At 65.5% G+C, this 15,926-nt stretch carries 16 protein-coding genes; 13 read left to right on the top strand and 3 right to left on the bottom strand.

Annotated features, from left to right (window positions below; genetic code table 11):
* Positions 1-8 precede the first annotated feature (8 nt).
* Positions 9-1,496 (bottom strand): Asp-tRNA(Asn)/Glu-tRNA(Gln) amidotransferase subunit GatA, encoded by a 1,488-nt coding sequence (gene gatA / locus NTA49_RS11145; protein WP_258294842.1) that lies wholly within the window; start codon positions 1,494-1,496, stop codon positions 9-11.
* Positions 1,496-1,783 (bottom strand): Asp-tRNA(Asn)/Glu-tRNA(Gln) amidotransferase subunit GatC, encoded by a 288-nt coding sequence (gatC, locus tag NTA49_RS11140; protein WP_258294841.1) that lies wholly within the window; start codon positions 1,781-1,783, stop codon positions 1,496-1,498. The genes gatA and gatC overlap by 1 nt, the downstream gene beginning before the upstream one ends.
* A gap of 235 nt (positions 1,784-2,018) precedes the next feature.
* On the opposite strand from gatC, the gene NTA49_RS11135 reads away from it, so the two are divergent.
* Positions 2,019-2,711 (top strand): metal-dependent hydrolase, encoded by a 693-nt coding sequence (locus NTA49_RS11135; RefSeq protein WP_258294840.1) that lies wholly within the window; start codon positions 2,019-2,021, stop codon positions 2,709-2,711.
* 235 nt (positions 2,712-2,946) lie between these two features.
* Here NTA49_RS11135 and NTA49_RS11130 read toward each other — a convergent pair whose 3' ends face one another.
* Positions 2,947-3,396 (bottom strand): nucleoside deaminase, encoded by a 450-nt coding sequence (locus tag NTA49_RS11130; protein WP_258294839.1) that lies wholly within the window; start codon positions 3,394-3,396, stop codon positions 2,947-2,949.
* 63 nt (positions 3,397-3,459) lie between these two features.
* Here NTA49_RS11130 and NTA49_RS11125 point away from each other — a divergent pair, with 63 nt between their 5' ends.
* The 12 genes from NTA49_RS11125 (at position 3,460) to NTA49_RS11070 (ending at position 15,867) form a co-directional block, all read left to right on the top strand.
* Positions 3,460-4,578 carry a pseudouridine synthase gene (locus tag NTA49_RS11125; protein WP_258294837.1) on the top strand — a complete coding sequence of 373 codons (1,119 nt, stop codon included), beginning with the start codon at positions 3,460-3,462 and terminating at the stop codon, positions 4,576-4,578.
* A gap of 282 nt (positions 4,579-4,860) precedes the next feature.
* On the top strand, positions 4,861-5,055 hold the full coding sequence (locus tag NTA49_RS11120; protein WP_258294835.1) for a hypothetical protein: 195 nt from the start codon (positions 4,861-4,863) through the stop codon (positions 5,053-5,055).
* Positions 5,055-5,999, top strand: a complete 945-nt coding sequence (locus NTA49_RS11115; RefSeq protein WP_258294834.1) for a 5-bromo-4-chloroindolyl phosphate hydrolysis family protein — start codon at positions 5,055-5,057, stop codon at positions 5,997-5,999. The genes NTA49_RS11120 and NTA49_RS11115 overlap by 1 nt, the downstream gene beginning before the upstream one ends.
* A 26-nt stretch (positions 6,000-6,025) precedes the next feature.
* A complete protein-coding gene (locus NTA49_RS11110) occupies positions 6,026-7,222 on the top strand; it encodes a toxic anion resistance protein (protein ID WP_258294833.1) in 1,197 nt (398 codons plus the stop codon).
* Positions 7,223-7,276: 54 nt separating this feature from the next.
* Positions 7,277-8,191: a DUF2927 domain-containing protein gene (locus NTA49_RS11105; protein ID WP_258294832.1), complete on the top strand. Its 915-nt coding sequence runs from the start codon at positions 7,277-7,279 to the stop codon at positions 8,189-8,191.
* Between the two features lie 83 nt (positions 8,192-8,274).
* A complete protein-coding gene (locus NTA49_RS11100) occupies positions 8,275-9,390 on the top strand; it encodes an SPFH domain-containing protein (protein ID WP_258294831.1) in 1,116 nt (371 codons plus the stop codon).
* A 57-nt stretch (positions 9,391-9,447) separates the two neighbouring features.
* Positions 9,448-10,104, top strand: a complete 657-nt coding sequence (locus NTA49_RS11095) for a hypothetical protein (protein ID WP_258294830.1) — start codon at positions 9,448-9,450, stop codon at positions 10,102-10,104.
* Positions 10,094-11,209 carry a TFIIB-type zinc finger domain-containing protein gene (locus NTA49_RS11090; RefSeq protein ID WP_258294829.1) on the top strand — a complete coding sequence of 372 codons (1,116 nt, stop codon included), beginning with the start codon at positions 10,094-10,096 and terminating at the stop codon, positions 11,207-11,209. The genes NTA49_RS11095 and NTA49_RS11090 overlap by 11 nt, the downstream gene beginning before the upstream one ends.
* Before the next feature lie 12 nt (positions 11,210-11,221).
* Positions 11,222-11,893: a nitroreductase family protein gene (locus NTA49_RS11085; protein ID WP_258294828.1), complete on the top strand. Its 672-nt coding sequence runs from the start codon at positions 11,222-11,224 to the stop codon at positions 11,891-11,893.
* Complete coding sequence (dtd, locus tag NTA49_RS11080; protein ID WP_258294827.1) at positions 11,893-12,336, top strand: D-aminoacyl-tRNA deacylase; 444 nt, start codon at positions 11,893-11,895, stop codon at positions 12,334-12,336. The genes NTA49_RS11085 and dtd overlap by 1 nt, the downstream gene beginning before the upstream one ends.
* Positions 12,337-12,714: 378 nt before the next feature.
* Complete coding sequence (locus NTA49_RS11075) at positions 12,715-13,800, top strand: DUF4147 domain-containing protein (protein WP_258294826.1); 1,086 nt, start codon at positions 12,715-12,717, stop codon at positions 13,798-13,800.
* 51 nt (positions 13,801-13,851) lie between these two features.
* Positions 13,852-15,867 carry a CocE/NonD family hydrolase gene (locus NTA49_RS11070; protein ID WP_258294825.1) on the top strand — a complete coding sequence of 672 codons (2,016 nt, stop codon included), beginning with the start codon at positions 13,852-13,854 and terminating at the stop codon, positions 15,865-15,867.
* Positions 15,868-15,926: the final 59 nt, after the last annotated feature.

Genomic DNA, 15,926 nt, shown 5'->3' with positions numbered 1-15,926 from the left:
GGAGGGTGTTACCACCATTTGCCCGGTTTTGCCACAAAGCCTGCGGCCTGTTCGAGCGCATAGGCGGAAGACAGCAAATCCGCCTCTTCCCAGGGCCGTCCGATCAGTTGCAGGCCCAAGGGGAGCCCTTGCTTGTCGAGCCCCGTCGGCACGGCGATGCCCGGCAGGCCCGCCATGTTGACGGTGACGGTGAAGACGTCGTTGAGGTACATCTGCACCGGATCGGCATCGCTCATTTCGCCCAGACCGAAGGCGGCGGAGGGGGTCGCCGGTGTCAGGATCGCGTCGACACCTTGGGCAAAGACGTCCTCGAAGTCTTTCTTTATCAGCGTGCGGACCTTGCGGGCGCGGTTGTAATAGGCGTCGTAGAAGCCTGCGGAGAGCACGTAGGTGCCCACCATCACGCGGCGCTGCACCTCGGCGCCGAAGCCTTCGGCGCGGGTTTTCTCGTACATCTCGGTGATGCCGTCGCCATGATCGAGCCTGGCGCGGTGGCCAAAGCGCACGCCGTCATAGCGTGCGAGGTTCGACGATGCCTCGGCGGGGGCGATCACGTAATAGGCGGGCAACGCGTATTTGGTGTGCGGCAGGGTGATGTCGACGATCTCGGCCCCGGCGTCGCGCAGCATGGCGGCACCGTCGTCCCACAGCTTTTCGATGTCGGCGGGCATGCCGTCCATGCGGTATTCGCGCGGGATGCCGATCTTCTTGCCACGGATGTCGCCGGTCAGCGCCGCCTCGAAGTCGGGCACGGGCAGGTTGGCGCTGGTGCTGTCCCTGGGGTCGTGGCCGCACATGGCACCCAGCATGATCGCGCTGTCGCGCACGGTCTTGGTCATCGGGCCGGCCTGATCCAGCGAGGAGGCAAAGGCCACCACGCCCCAGCGCGAGCAGCGCCCGTAGGTCGGCTTGATGCCGACGATGCCGGTGAAGGCCGCAGGCTGGCGGATCGAGCCGCCGGTGTCGGTGCCGGTGGCCGCAAGGCACAGATCCGCGGCCACGGCAGAGGCCGAACCGCCGGACGAGCCGCCGGGGGTCAGTTGCGTATCCTCGCCGCTGCGCCGCCACGGGTTCACCGCGTTGCCGTAGACGGAGGTTTCATTGGACGAGCCCATGGCGAATTCGTCCATGTTGAGCTTGCCCAGCATCACGGCACCTGCGGATTTCAACTGTGCCGTGATGGTGGATTCGTATTGCGGCAGGAAGCCTTCGAGGATGCGGCTGGCGGCCTGCGAGGGCACGCCTTCGGTGCAGAACAGATCCTTGATGCCGATGGGCAGGCCACACATGTCCGGCGCGTCACCTGCGGCGATGCGCTTGTCGGCTTCGGCGGCGCGCTCCAGTGCGATTTCCGGCGTGTGATGGACGAAGGCGTTCAGCGCCCCTGCCCCGTCGATGGCCCTGAGGCAGGCTTCGGTCAGGTCCTTGGACGTGGTGTCGCCGCGGCGCAGGGCATCGCGGGCATCGGCCAGCGTCAATGTGTTGAGATCGGTCATTATTCCACCACCTTCGGCACGGCAAAAAATCCTTCGCGGGCGTCGGAGGCATTGGCCAGAACCTTGGGCTGCTGGCCCCCGTCGGTCACCACATCCTTGCGGCGCGTCAGGCGCTGCGGGGTCACGGATGTCATCGGCTCGACGCCGTCCACGTCCACTTCGTTCAACTGCTCGATGAAGCCGAGGATCGTGTTGAATTCAGCCGCCAGTGCGGGCAGCGCGTCTTCTTCCACCTTGATGCGGGCCAGCTTGGCCACGCGGGCGGCGGTGCTTTGGTCAATCGACATCGGAAACTCTCCTTCATCTGCTTGGAAAGCGCTTTACCGCCCCCTCTGCCACGCTGCAAGGGGCGCGCCGCCGGGGCATGGGTGCAATGCGCGCGATTGCGGGGCAAAAACGTCTGGTGCCGCGTGAGGAGGCTGCCGCCGCGCTGCCGATGGGGTGGAGGAAAAATGCGGCGGCGGGCTGCCCAAACAGTTTGGACGCCCTATAGTATGGCCGGACTACAAAGGGAGAAGATTTATGAATATCATCTGGCTGGGGCACGGATCGTTCCGCATTGAAATCGAGGATCAGGTGCTGCTGATTGATCCCTGGCTGACCGGCAATCCGATGCTGGACGACGGTGCCGCGCGCGACGCCTGCAAAGGGGCCACGCAGATTCTGGTGACGCACGGGCATTTCGACCACACGCAGGATGTGGCGTCACTGAGCAAGGACAGCGGCGTGCCGGTGTCGGGGATTGTCGAGCTGGTGGGGTATCTGGTGTCGCAGGGCGCGGTCGAGGGCAATGCGTTCAACCGGGGCGGCACGATCCGGCTGGGCAAGGTTTCGGTGACGCTGGTGCCTGCATCGCATTCGTCGTCGATCATGGAGGGCGACACGCCGGTCTACATGGGGCAGGAATGCGGGTTCATCATCCGGGGCGAAGGCAAGTGCATCTATGTCTCGGGCGACACCGACATCATGGCCGACATGGAATGGATGGGCGATTACTACAAACCCGACATCGGCATCCTGTCGGCGGGCGGACATTTCACCATGGACATGGCGGCGGCGGCCTATGCGGCGAAGCGGTATTTCAATTTCAAGACGGTGATCCCGTGTCATTACCGCACCTTCCCGCTGCTGGCGCAGGATGCGACGGTGTTGATCGACGGGTTGCCGGGGGTCAATGTGATCGAGCCGCAGTTGCTGGAGGCGATCGAGGTTTAGGATCAGCACCAAAGCCCGGAATCAAGGCACGCAGTGCCGCCGGGCAGCGCCCGACCGCCCGTCACGCCAAAGGCGTGCTTTCAGCACGACGGGCGGGCGCTTCCTCACCGTTGTGTGCTTCTTCATCGTCGAGCCAAGGCGGTGACATAAAGTGGCATGAACGTAGGTATCCGCGCCCACCCGCGGTCAGGCGCTGCCCTGTGTTCCGCTACGCACTGGCCTAGATTGACGTAACCTACCGCCGCTCCGCAAAGAACGCTTTCAGCATCGCTTCTGCCTCGACGGCGGCGATGCCGTCGTAGACTTCGGGGCTGTGGTGGCTTTGCGGATGGGCGAAGACCCGTGCGCCTTGGGCCACGCCGCCTGACTTTGGGTCGGAGGCACCGTAGTAAAGCCGACCGATGCGCGCGGCGGCGATGGCGGCGGCGCACATCGCGCAGGGTTCCAGCGTGACATAGAGATCGTATCCCACCAGCCGTTCCGACCGGGCGGCGGCACAGGCGGCGCGGATCGCCAATATCTCGGCGTGGCCCGTGGGGTCGCACATCTCGCGGGTGCGGTTGCCTGCGACGGCCACAACTTGCCCCATGGGGTCGACGATCACGGCACCCACGGGCACCTCGCCGCGCAGGGCGGCGGCGGCGGCGGCATCCAGTGCGCGGTCCATGAAGCTGCGAAAACTCATACCTTCACATGCCCCGATCACGGACGCTTTCGCAAGGTCGCGAATTGCTCTATGCCGCACTGCATGAGCACAGACACACCTCAGGGCGACCGCATCGCCAAAGTCCTCAGCCGCGCAGGCGTCGCCAGCCGCCGCGAGGCCGAACGCATGATCGAAGCCGGACGGGTCACCGTCAACGGCGTGCAGATCGACAGCCCCGCGCTGAACGTCATGCCCACCGACGTGATCGTGGTGGACGGCAAGCCGGTGGCCGAGCCGGAACACGAACGCCTGTGGCTTTATCACAAGCCTGTCGGGCTGGTGGCGACCGATTCCGACGAAAAGGGCCGCAAGACCATCTTTGACGACCTGCCCGAGGACATGCCGCGGGTGATGAGCGTCGGGCGACTGGACATCAACTCGGAGGGGTTGCTGCTGCTGACGAACGATGGCGGGATCAAGCGCAAGCTGGAGCTGCCCTCGACCGGCTGGCTGCGGCGCTACCGGGTGCGGGTCAACGGGCGCCCGACCGAGGACACGTTCACCCCCCTGCGCGACGGGATCACCGCCGACGGCGAGCGATTCCAGCCGATGCAGGTGACGCTGGACCGCCAGCAGGGCGCGAACGCCTGGCTGACCGTGGGTCTGCGCGAAGGCAAGAACCGCGAGATCCGCCGCGCGATGGAAGAGATCGGGCTGAGCGTGAACCGGCTGATCCGCGTCAGCTATGGTCCGTTCCAGCTGGGCGATCTGAAGCCGGGTGCGGTGGAGGAAATACGCCGCAAGATCCTGCGCGATCAGTTGGGGCTGGAGGCGCTGGAGGTGGCACCGACGGGGACGGCCGTGAAGAAACCCGTGGTCAAACGCCCCGGCGGGCCGAAGACTTCCGGCCAGCGGCCCGGTGCGGCTGCGCGTTCGGGTGGTGGCACCTTTGCGGGCGGTAAGCCTGCGGGGCGGACGTTCAGCTCTGGGAAGCCCGGTGCTGGAAAACCTGGTGTGGGCAAGCCTGCATCGGAGCGGTTGGAGCGATCCGAGCGCCCGGACGGCAAGCGCTTTGGCGGCAAACCGGCGGGCGGCAAGGCAGGCCCCAAACCCGGCGGCAGAGCCGACAGCAAACCCGGCAGCGCACGCCCTGCCCGTGGCGGCACGTCGGACACGCGCCCGTCGCGCGGCCCGAACACGGGCAAGCCGCCCCGGCGTTGACCCCCGAGGGACCGCGCGGGGAACTTTACCCCCGCGCGTCCGGTTGTCCCGTCACATGCAACCTGTGGGGAAACACCATGACCGAACTCATGACATTTGAAATTCTGGGCGCGCTTTCGGCGCTTGGCCTGTTGCTGGTCGCGTCGAGCCGCGCTGCGGTGCGGTGCCGCGCACCTGCGCAAAAAAGGGCTGCGTCATCGCCATCACGACCACGCTGAGCACTGGTTAAATTCCCGTGGCGGCCTTATGTAGAAGCCACTGCTGAACAAAGGACCCTCCCGGATGTCCCGACTGATCCTGATCGCGATCCTGATACTTGCCGTTCTGGTGGCCGCCAGTGCGGTGACATCGGTGTTTCGCGAGGCGCCGCGCGCGGGGGCCGATGGCGCGCCTTCGGGCACGATCCCGAAAATCTCGTTCGGTCTGCTGATGGTGGTGATGCTGGGCGTCGGCACCGGCTGGCTGGGGGCCGACTGATGGCACAGCGGTATGGTGGCAAATACAGCCCCGATGGCGGCCCCGTTGGCGGTGATGTGTCCGGCGCGTCCAGTGCCGCGCAAAAGCATGGCATCCTGCCCGCCCCTGCGCAGGTCGATCCGGCGGGGCTGCGGTCGAACCTGATGTTCCTGCCGCCGCTGGCGCTGGCGCTGACCTCGTTCGGCGGCGGTGCCGTGCCGCTTGCGACCGGGCTGGTGGGGGCCGCCATCTGGGCGCTGGCCGCCGCGCTGACCCGCGAAGGCCTGCGCGCCGAGGCCGCCTATCATGACCGCAAGATCGCGCGCCGCCCTGCGCTGCCGCGCAAGCTGGTGGCGAGCTTCGCCGTGGCGGCGGGCGCGTTTCTGGCGGGGCTGACCCATGCCTCCGATGTCGTCTCGTCGGTGATATACGGTGTGGTCGCAGGCGGGCTGCATATCGCCGCCTTCGGCATCGACCCGATGCGCGCCAAGGGCATGGAGGGCATCGACACCTTCCAGCAGGACCGCGTGGCCCGCGTGGTCGACGAGGCCGAAAGATACCTGCGCGAGATGTCCGAGGCGCTGTTGCGCGCCAATGACCGCAAGATGGAGGCGCGGCTGGCACAGTTTCAGGCCAAGGCCCGCACCCTGATCCGCACGGTCGAGGAAGACCCCCGTGATCTGACGGCGGCGCGGCGTTACCTGGGCGTCTACCTGATGGGTGCCCGCGACGCGACGATCAAGTTCGCGGACATCTACGCCCGCACCCGCGACGCCAAGGCACGCGCCAATTATGCCGCCTTGCTGGATGATCTGGAACAGAATTTCGATGCGCGCACCGAGGCGCTGCTGCTGGATGACCGCAGCGATCTGAATGTCGAGATTGACGTCCTGCGCGACCGTTTGCAGCGCGAGGGCGTTCATATTGCCCCCGACAAAAGCGCCTCTGATAAAACCGAAGAATAAATCTGAATAATTTAGGAATGACAGATATGTCCGACACAGTGCGCCAACAGGCACAAAAATCGCTGGCCGACGTCGACCAGATCAACGCGGTGATCCTGCCAGAGCCCAAAGCGGCGACCGAAGTCGTCGCGTTGAAAGACGCCGATGCCCCCGTCAGCGCCGAGATCCGCAAGCGCATGGACGAGATCGACATCACCGACACCCAGTCCATCGTCTATTTCGGATCGGGCGCGCAGGCGGAACTGCAGACCATCTCGCAGGCGATGCTGACGGACGTGCGCAACAAGGACGTGGGGCCCGCGGGCGACAGCCTGCGCAGCATCGTGACCACGATCCGCGGCTTCTCTGTGTCGGAACTGGACGTGCGCCGCGACCGGTCGTGGTGGGAAAAGCTGTTGGGGCGTGCCGCGCCCTTTGCCAAGTTCACCGCCAAGTTCGAGGATGTCCAAGGACAGATCGACAAGATCACCGACAACCTGCTGACCCACGAGCACAAGCTGCTGAAAGACATCAAGTCGCTTGATATGCTCTATGAAAAGACGCTCGATTTCTATGACGAACTCGCGCTCTACATCGCGGCGGGCGAGGCCAAGATCGAGGAGATGGACAGCGACGTGATCCCCGCCAAGGAGGCCGAGGTCAAGGCGGCGGCGGAGAACGATCAGGTGATGAAGGCGCAGGAGCTGCGCGACCTGCGCGCCGCGCGCGACGATCTGGAACGCCGGGTGCACGATCTGAAACTGACCCGCCAGGTGACGATGCAGTCGCTGCCCTCGATCCGGCTGGTGCAGGAGAACGACAAGTCGCTGGTGACCAAGATCAACTCGACCCTCGTGAACACCGTGCCCCTGTGGGAAACCCAGCTGGCGCAGGCGGTGACCATGCAGCGCAGTCTGGAGGCCGCCGCCGCCGTGCGCGACGCCAACGATCTGACCAACGAGTTGCTGACGTCGAACGCGAAGAACCTGCGCGACAGCAACAAGGTGATCCGCACCGAGATGGAGCGTGGCGTCTTTGACATCGAAGCGGTGAAACAGGCCAATGCCGACCTGATCGGCACCATTCAGGAAAGCCTGCAGATCGCCGACGAGGGCAAGACCAAACGCGCCGCCGCCGAAGCGGACCTGCAAAAGCTGGAAGCCGACCTGCGCGACACGCTGGCCTCGGCCAAGGCGCGCAAGGACGGCACCGGCGACACTTCCGGCACATCTGTTCCGGGTTAAGTCATGGGCATCGCGGCGTTACCTGACGTGCGGGGGGCAAGATGGCTTGGTGCGATGGCGCTGGGGCTGGCGTTGGTCGGCTGCGACCTGGTGGCCCCGGTGGAGCCTGTCCTGACCCCGCGCGCGCGGCCTGTGTCCGTGGCGGTGCCTGCCCCCGTGGCGCTACCCACCTCGGAGGAAAGTGCCGCCAAGCGCAGCTATCTGGCGCAGGTGCAGTCGGCGCAACTGTCCCAGGGGCTGATGCGTCAGGACGGCGGCGGGCCTGACACGCCGTTCAGCGCCGACATGCTGGCCCGCAACTTCAACCAGATCGTGTTCTACAATGAATACGGTGCGGGCAACGTCGCATCGGGCATACCGGACAGGCTGCGCCGCTGGGACGGACCGGTGCGCATGGCGGTGTCGTTCGGCCAATCGGTGCCCGCCTCGCAGCGCAGGCAGGACCGCAGCGATGTCGCAAGCTACGCCGCGCGGCTGGCGCGCGCCTCCGGCCATCCGATCGCGATGGGCAACGCCCCCAACTTCATGGTGTTCTTCGTGTCGGAAGACGAGCGCGTGCAGATGCTGACCGAAGAAGCGACTCGCATTCCGGGCATCACCGCCGCCTCGCTGGCCCCGCTGATGAACCTGGGCGATGACATCTATTGCGCCGTGGCCGCCTATGCGACCGGCCCGGACAAGTACACCTATACCGCCGCCGTCGCGGTGATCCGGTCGGAAAATCCCGATCTGATGCGCCTGAGCTGCATCCACGAAGAGCTGGCGCAGGGGCTGGGGCTGGCCAACGACAGCCCGCGTGCGCGCCCGTCGATCTTTAACGATGACGACGAATTCGCGCTGCTGACCGACCACGACGAGATGCTGCTGGGGATGCTTTATGACGACCGGCTGGACATCGGGATGAGCCTGGCCGAGGCCGAGCCGCTGGTGCGCATTCTGGCGCGCGAAAAGACGGACGGGCCGCTTTAGACCGCGCCTTTTTCCCAGTTTTTCTGGCGAGAACGACCAAGCTGTGACAGGCTGCAAGGCAACACATCAATTGCGAGGGCCACATGGGCATTTTCGATTTCCTCTCCGGCGAATTCATCGACGTCATCCACTGGACCGACAACACCCGCGACACGATGGTCTGGCGGTTCGAGCGGCATGGCCACGAGATCAAATACGGCGCCAAGCTGACCGTGCGCGAGGGTCAGGCGGCGGTTTTTGTGCACGAGGGCCAGCTGGCGGACGTGTTCACCCCCGGTCTCTACATGCTTGAGACCAACAACATGCCGATCATGACGACCCTGCAGCACTGGGATCACGGGTTCAAATCGCCCTTCAAATCCGAAGTCTATTTCGTCAACACCACCCGGTTCAACGATCTGAAGTGGGGCACCAAGAACCCGATCATCGCCCGTGATCCCGAATTTGGCCCCGTGCGCCTGCGCGCCTTCGGCACCTATTCGGTCAAGGTTTCGGACCCCGCCAAGTTCCTGCTGGAGATCGTCGGCACCGACGGCGAATTCACCATGGACGAGATCAGCTTTCAGATCCGCAACATCATCGTGCAGGAATTTTCGCGCACGCTGGCAGGTTCGGGGATTCCGGTGATGGACATGGCCGCCAATACCCGCGAGCTGGGGCAGCTGGTGGCCAAGCAGATCACGCCGGTGATCGCGGACTACGGGCTGATGCTGCCCGAGCTTTACATCGAGAACATCTCGCTTCCGCCTGCGGTCGAGGCGGTGATGGACAAACGCTCGTCGATGGGGGTGATCGGCAACCTGAACGAATACCTGCAGTTCCAGACCGCCGAGGCGATGGGCCGCGAAGGTGCAGGCGCTGCGGCGATGCAGACCGGTCTGGGCGCGGGGCTGGGCATGCAGATCGGCCAGCAGGTCGCGGGCGGTGCGGGGCCGTGGGGGGCACGGCCCCAAGGTGCGGCACCTGCGCCCGCAGCACCGCCGCCACCGCCGGTCGAACATGTCTGGCACATCGCCGAGGACGGCAAGACCGACGGTCCGTTCTCCAAGGCGCGGCTGGGCCGCATGGCGACGGAAGGCACGCTGACCCGCGAAACCTATGTGTGGACCGCAGGCCAGGACGGCTGGATGCGCGCCGAGGACGTAGGCGAGCTGGCGCAGCTGTTCACCATCCTGCCGCCGCCCCCTCCGGGAGCCTGAGGCTGACCGGGGCGCGTGGCGTGAAACTAATCCCGTCCGCCCCACGTGTCAGATGACATGACAGAGGCCCATGATATCCGCCCGCGCAAGCCGCATCTGCGCGACCGCGTCCCCTCCCGGCGGGTCGCGCTGAAATGGCTGCACTGGATCATGGTGCCTCTGTTCATCTGGTTTCTGCTGGTCCAGCCCAAGGATGTCACCCCCTTTGGTCCGCGTGCCTTTCAGGCGCATTCGATGCTGGCGCTGGTGTTCGTGTCGCTGTCGCTGGCGTGGACTGCCGATCTGATGCGGCGCGGGCTGGCCAGCCGTCCGGGTCCGAAGCTGCGCGGCTGGCTGCGCCCTGCCCACCGCTGGCTGCATCTGACGTTGATCTGGGGGCTGTTCTTCGTGGCGTTCACCGGGTTTCTGCTGGGGCTGACCTCGGCTGTGCTGCTGAAAGCGGGGGGCTTTCTGCCCATCGCGCCGCCGATGGACATGGACACCGCCAACGGGATCATTGGAACCGTGCATATCGTGCAGTTCTATGCCCTGGGCGTGGTGGCGGGCGCCATGCGCTGTTCCACATCTGGCGGCATTACCGGTTGCGCGACAACGCCTTGCGGATCATGGTGCCGGTGCGGTTTCACCGCTATCTTTAACGCCCCCGCAATCAAGCAAAAGACACCAGATGACACCCCCGACGATCAGTGGCATGGTCTGAGCCATGAGCTTTGAAGACGACCAGATGCCCCCCGCGCCCGCCGGCGAACACCGATTTCCCTGTGACGCCTGCGGTGCCGACATGCGGTTCGCGCCCGGTCAGGGCCAGCTGAAATGTGACCACTGCGGCCATGTTCAGGCGGTGGACGAGGCCGCGCCGAGGCGCGTGGCGATCCGTGAACAGGATTTCCGCGCGGCGATGGACGCCCGCCTGCCCGAGGCCGAGATCGAGGAAACCCGTGTTTCCAAGTGCCCCAATTGCGCCGCCGAGGTGGAATTCGACCCCAAGGTGCACGCCACCGAATGCCCGTTCTGCGCGACGCCCGTGGTGGCCGACACCGGCGTAAACCGCCATATCAAGCCACGCGGGGTGCTGCCGTTTGGCCTGACCGAAACCGCCGCGCGCGAGGCGATGACCGACTGGCTGGGACGGCTGTGGTTCGCGCCCAACGGTTTGCAGGACTATGCGCGCAAGGGCCGCACGATGCAGGGCATCTATGTGCCCTATTGGACCTTCGACGCGGACACCAAGACCTCGTATTCGGGCGAACGCGGCACGGTCTATTACGTCACCCGCACGGTGATGCGCGATGGCAAGCCGACGATGGTGCAAGAGGCCAAGGTGCGCTGGAACCGTGCCGCGGGCCGGGTCGCGCGGTTCTTTGACGACGTGCTGGTGCTGGCGTCGACCAGCCTGCCGAAACGTTATACCGACGGGTTGCAGCCGTGGGATCTGTCGGCGCTGGAACCCTATGCGCCGGAATATCTGGCGGGCTTTCGCGCCGAGGCCTATTCGGTCGCGCTGAAAGACGGCTATGCCGAGGCGCGCGCCCATATGGACCGGGTGATCGAGCGCGATGTGCGGTTCGACATCGGCGGCGACCGTCAGCGCATTCACCAGATGGACACCACGCTGGGCGAGGTGACGTTCAAGCACATCCTGCTGCCGGTCTGGCTGGCGGCGTACAAATATCGCGGGAATACGTACAGATTTGTCGTGAACGGGCGCACGGGCCGGGTGCAGGGCGAACGGCCCTATTCGGCGATCAAGATCACCATCGCGGTGGTGCTTGGGTTGCTGGTGGCGGGTGTTGTCGGCTTTTTTGCCGCGCAAGGTTAACAAGAGGTTCAAATGAGTGAGATCGACACCCTGAACGCGGTGCTGGACGCCCGCTACTCCTGTCGCGGCTACCTGCCCGACCCTGTGCCGCAGGCGACCGTCGAGGCGATTGTTGCTGCTGCCCAGAAGGTGCCAAGCTGGTGCAACGCGCAGCCCTGGCAGTTGACCGTGACCCGAGGTGCGGCGACCGAACGCTTTCGCGAGGCGCTTTATGCGCACGCGATGGCCAATGCGCCCGCGCCCGATCTGGAGTGGCCCGAGAAATATCGCGGCGTCTACGGTGACCGGCGTCGGGCCTGTGGCTTTCAGCTTTATAATGCCGTGGGCATCGAAAAGGGTGACCGTCCGGCGGCAGCCAAGCAGATGATGGAGAACTACCGACTGTTCGGCGCGCCGCATGTGGCGCTGGTGACTGCGCCCAAGGAGCTGGGGCCATATGGCGCGATGGACAGTGGCGGCTTTGTCACCGCGTTCACGCTGGCGGCGGCGGCACTGGGCGTGGCGTCGATTGCGCAGGCGGCGATTGCGGCCCATGCGCCGATGGTACGCGCGCATTTCGGGCTGCCCGAGGATCGCAACCTGCTGTGTGCCATATCCTTCGGCTATGCGGACCCCGATCATCCGGCCAACAGCTTTCGCACCGAACGCGCGGCGCCTGCCGACGTCATCGACTGGCAGGACTGATGCGCGCGCTGCTGCAACGGGTGACCGAGGCGTCGGTGCATGTGGACGGCGCGCTGGTGGGCCGGACTGGCCCCGGCCTGCTGATCCTGGTCTGTGCGATGCCCGAGGATGACGCCGACACGGCCCGCGCGCTGGCGCTGAAAATATCGAAGCTGCGGCTGTTCAAGGACGAGGCGGGCAAGATGAACCTGTCGGTGCTGCAGGTCGGCGGCTCGGCCCTGGTGGTCAGCCAGTTCACGCTGGCGGCTGATACGTCGCGCGGCAACCGTCCGGGATTTTCGGGGGCGGCGAAACCGGATCGGGCGGAGGCGTTGTATCTGCAGTTCGCGCAAGACCTGCGCGATCTCGGGGTCGCCACGCAGACCGGGCAATTCGGTGCGGATATGGCCGTCAGCCTGACCAACGACGGGCCGGTGACCGTGTGGCTGGATACGGCGGATTAGGGGCGGATCAGAGGCTGAAAAACGCCGCGGGGGTGGTTAGGCCGCTTGCCTTCCACCCCTCACGTGCCTGCCAGTCTGATGTGCCGCGCGCCGATGTCGGCGCGGGCGAATTTTGCCTGTATCGGATTGAATAATATGAGACTTTGCCGCTCGCCCACAGTTCTGCAGGCGGCACGAAAGTACCAGTTTACACCATCCGGGGCCCCTCACCTGCCCATCTGATGCGGGCGTTTGTCGTGATTTGCGGAACCTGAGGTGATTCTAACCGAATCATGATTCGGCGCATAGAGCCTTTTTCACTTTTCTCGGTCTTCTTTGGTGGCCTGCCCGCACGGCAGGGTCTAGGCTTTGCGCAAATGCTCAAAGCTGAAGGACGCCATGACATCCCTTGCAGATCTTTGGCACATCGGCGTCGATGCGGTGGGCGGCGACGCCAGTGTCCGCCGCGCGTTGGATGCGCAGCCGATCCCGAAGCCCGACCGGATCATCGCCGTGGGCAAGGCCGCGACCGCGATGGCAAGCGCCGCGGCATCGGTGTTTCCCGACGTGCCGGTTCTGATCGTCACCAAGGACGGGCACGCGAGCGGCGCGCCGCCCCACGGGCAGGTGATCGAAGCGGCCCATCCGGTGCCCAATACCGCAAGCCTGCGGGCCGGCGCGGCGATCCTGGACGCGGTGCAGACCTGCGGGCCGCATCTGCTGATGCTGGTCTCGGGCGGGGCATCATCGCTGGCCGAGGTGCTGGAGGACGGGCTGACGCTGGAAGATCTGGCGCGGCGCACGCAAGAGAAGCTGGCCTCGGGCGCGGATATCCATGCGATCAACCAGATGCGGCGCGGGCTGTCGCGGATCAAGGGCGGCAAGCTCCTGGGGGCCTTTGGCGGGGCGCGTGTCACCACGCTGGCGATTTCGGACGTCGAGGGGGACAGTCTGGGGGTTATCGGGTCGGGCATCGGGGATGCGCCTGAAAATGCGGCATTTGCCCATGATGCGCGCATCGTCGCATCGAACGCCATCGCCCGCGATGCCGTCGCACAGGCGGCGGGGGATGATTTGCGCGGCAATTCCGAGACGCTTTACGATGACGTCACGGCACTGGCCCCGCGCATCGCCGCCGCGCTGAAAACGGCGGAACCGGGCCTGCATGTGATCGGCGGCGAGCCGACCGTGATCCTGCCCGAGAACCCCGGTCTGGGCGGGCGCAACATGATGCTGGCGCTGCTGCTGGCGCGCGAAATCGCGGGGCGTGACGATCTGGAAATCCTTGTTGCGGGCACCGACGGGTCGGACGGGCCGACCGACGCCGCCGGGGCGGTGGTGGACGGGCAGACGTGGGCGCCGAGCGGACAAAAAGCCATCGAAACCGCAGCGCCATATGACTGGCTGGAGGCGCGCGGTGCGCTGCTGAAACCGGGGCCTACGGGCACCAACGTGATGGACCTGCTGATTGCACGCAAAACATGAATGCCGCCCCATCACCTTGACATCCGCGCCCAGACAGGAAAATCAACGCCCATGAGCGACGCATCCAACGCCCCCCGCGACATTACCGAAGACCCCGACCACGCGATCACCATGTCGGACGGCACCCGCCTGTCGGCGCGCCTGTGGCGCCCGAAGGACGAGAGCGAACAGGTCCCGGCCATTCTGGAATTCCTGCCCTATCGCAAACGCGACGGCACCTGCGCACGCGATGCGCTGACCCACCCGTATTTCGCAGGCCACGGCTATGCCTGCGCGCGCGTCGACATGCGCGGCAACGGGGACAGCGAAGGCATCATGGAAGACGAGTACAGCCAGCAGGAGCTGGACGATGCGGTCGAGGTGATCCGCCATCTGGCGTCGCAGCCGTGGTGCAACGGCAATGTCGGCATGATGGGGATCAGCTGGGGCGGCTTCAATTCCCTGCAGGTGGCGGCGATGACCCCGCCCGAGCTGAAGGCGATCATCACCCTGTGCTCGACCGTCGACCGCTTTGCCGATGACATCCACTACAAGGGCGGCAACCTCTTGAACGAGAACCTCGGCTGGGGGGCGACGATGTGGTCCTATTCCAGCCGCGCGCCCGACCCTGCCCTGCGCCCCGACTGGCGCGAGATGTGGCTAGAGCGGCTGGAGGCGGAACCGTTTCTGCCGTCGCTCTGGCTGCGTCACCAGCGGCGCGACAGCTATTGGGAACATGGCAGCGTCTGCGAAAGCTATGACACGATCAAGGCCAAGGTTCTGGCCGTGGGCGGCTGGGGCGACAGCTACAAGAACACGGTGCCGCTGATCCTGCGCAATATCCCCGGATCCAAGGGGATCATCGGCCCGTGGACGCACAAGTACCCGCATTTCGCCGTGCCCGAACCGCGCATCGGCTTTCTGCAAGAGGCGTTGCGCTGGTGGGACCGCTGGCTGAAGGACATCGACACCGGCGTCGAGGATGACCCCGATTACCGCGCCTATCTGATGGACGGCGTGCGCCCGGCCACATGGTACACCGAGCGTCCGGGGCGCTGGGTGACGCAAGACGCAGCCGTTGCGGGCCGCGAGACAATGCACGAGGCCCCCGTGACCAACCGCGATTTCTGGCTGGGCGACGGGGTGCTGAGCCCCGATCCGGACGTGGCCGACACCCGGGTGCAATCGCCCGCCGATACCGGTGCGGACGGCGGGGAATATTGCGCGATCTGGCTGGGACCGGAAATGCCCGGCGACCAGCGGCGCGACGATGCGCTGTCTGCGACGTGGACCTCGGCCCCGCTGGATGCCGATATGGACATCCTCGGCGCGCCGACGCTGGAGATCAGCCTGCGCAGCGATGCGCCGCAGGCGCAGCTGGCGGTGCGTCTGTGCCATGTGCACCCTGATGGCGCATCAACGCGGATCACCTATGGCGTGCTGAACCTGAGCCACCGCGACAGCGCGTCGGACCCCGCCGCGATGCCGGTGGATCAAGACCAGTTCGTGACGCTGAAGCTGGACCATGTGGGGTACAAGCTGCCCAAGGGCCACCGCCTGCGGGTGTCGGTCTCGACCGCCTATTGGCCGTTGCTCTGGCCCGCGCCCACGGCGGCGGCGGTTCACATTCAGCGCGCGCAACTGGGCGTGCTGCTGCACCAGCCGCGCCCCGAGGACCGCACCGTATCCTTTGCGCCCCCCGCCGCCGCCGAGCCGTGGGAAGTGGAGGAGCTGCGCCCGGAACACCATGTGCGCAGGCAGGAGACCGATATGGTCAGCGGCGTCACGACGCTGGTGATCGAGGATGATTTCGGCAAGCTGCGCGACAGCGACCACGGGCTGATCAACGGATCTGTGGCGCGCGAACGCTGGTCGATCCACCCTGACGATCCGCTGAGCGCGCGCGGCACCTGCCACTGGACCGACGAGATCGAGCGTGACGACATCCGCCTGCGCACCGAGACCCGCTGCGAGATGTGGTCGGATGCGACAAGCTTCTACCTGACGGCGAAAGTCGAAGCATATGAAAATGACACATTGATATACGACAAGTCATTGGAGGACTGCATACCGCGTGATCACCTTTGATCACACAGCGGCTTGGCGCGGGAATAAGTCTTGCGACAATGCCACAAATGCGCAACGTT

It is taken from the genome of Pseudosulfitobacter koreensis (assembly GCF_024733015.1).
Taxonomy (GTDB): Bacteria; Pseudomonadota; Alphaproteobacteria; order Rhodobacterales; family Rhodobacteraceae; genus Pseudosulfitobacter; species Pseudosulfitobacter koreensis.
Note: the sequence above shows the minus strand (reverse complement) of the source record. Positions and strands in the feature narration are given on the sequence as shown.

Bases quoted from the DNA above. Each gene is read 5' to 3' on its own strand.
- gatA (WP_258294842.1), bottom strand. From the start codon at position 1,496: ATGACCGATCTCAACACATTGACGCTGGCCGATGCCCGCGATGCCCTG.
- gatC (WP_258294841.1), bottom strand. From the start codon at position 1,783: ATGTCGATTGACCAAAGCACCGCCGCCCGCGTGGCCAAGCTGGCCCGC.
- NTA49_RS11135 (WP_258294840.1), top strand. From the start codon at position 2,019: ATGAATATCATCTGGCTGGGGCACGGATCGTTCCGCATTGAAATCGAG.
- NTA49_RS11130 (WP_258294839.1), bottom strand. From the start codon at position 3,396: ATGAGTTTTCGCAGCTTCATGGACCGCGCACTGGATGCCGCCGCCGCC.
- NTA49_RS11125 (WP_258294837.1), top strand. From the start codon at position 3,460: ATGAGCACAGACACACCTCAGGGCGACCGCATCGCCAAAGTCCTCAGC.
- NTA49_RS11120 (WP_258294835.1), top strand. From the start codon at position 4,861: ATGTCCCGACTGATCCTGATCGCGATCCTGATACTTGCCGTTCTGGTG.
- NTA49_RS11115 (WP_258294834.1), top strand. From the start codon at position 5,055: ATGGCACAGCGGTATGGTGGCAAATACAGCCCCGATGGCGGCCCCGTT.
- NTA49_RS11110 (WP_258294833.1), top strand. From the start codon at position 6,026: ATGTCCGACACAGTGCGCCAACAGGCACAAAAATCGCTGGCCGACGTC.
- NTA49_RS11105 (WP_258294832.1), top strand. From the start codon at position 7,277: ATGGCGCTGGGGCTGGCGTTGGTCGGCTGCGACCTGGTGGCCCCGGTG.
- NTA49_RS11100 (WP_258294831.1), top strand. From the start codon at position 8,275: ATGGGCATTTTCGATTTCCTCTCCGGCGAATTCATCGACGTCATCCAC.
- NTA49_RS11095 (WP_258294830.1), top strand. From the start codon at position 9,448: ATGACAGAGGCCCATGATATCCGCCCGCGCAAGCCGCATCTGCGCGAC.
- NTA49_RS11090 (WP_258294829.1), top strand. From the start codon at position 10,094: ATGAGCTTTGAAGACGACCAGATGCCCCCCGCGCCCGCCGGCGAACAC.
- NTA49_RS11085 (WP_258294828.1), top strand. From the start codon at position 11,222: ATGAGTGAGATCGACACCCTGAACGCGGTGCTGGACGCCCGCTACTCC.
- dtd (WP_258294827.1), top strand. From the start codon at position 11,893: ATGCGCGCGCTGCTGCAACGGGTGACCGAGGCGTCGGTGCATGTGGAC.
- NTA49_RS11075 (WP_258294826.1), top strand. From the start codon at position 12,715: ATGACATCCCTTGCAGATCTTTGGCACATCGGCGTCGATGCGGTGGGC.
- NTA49_RS11070 (WP_258294825.1), top strand. From the start codon at position 13,852: ATGAGCGACGCATCCAACGCCCCCCGCGACATTACCGAAGACCCCGAC.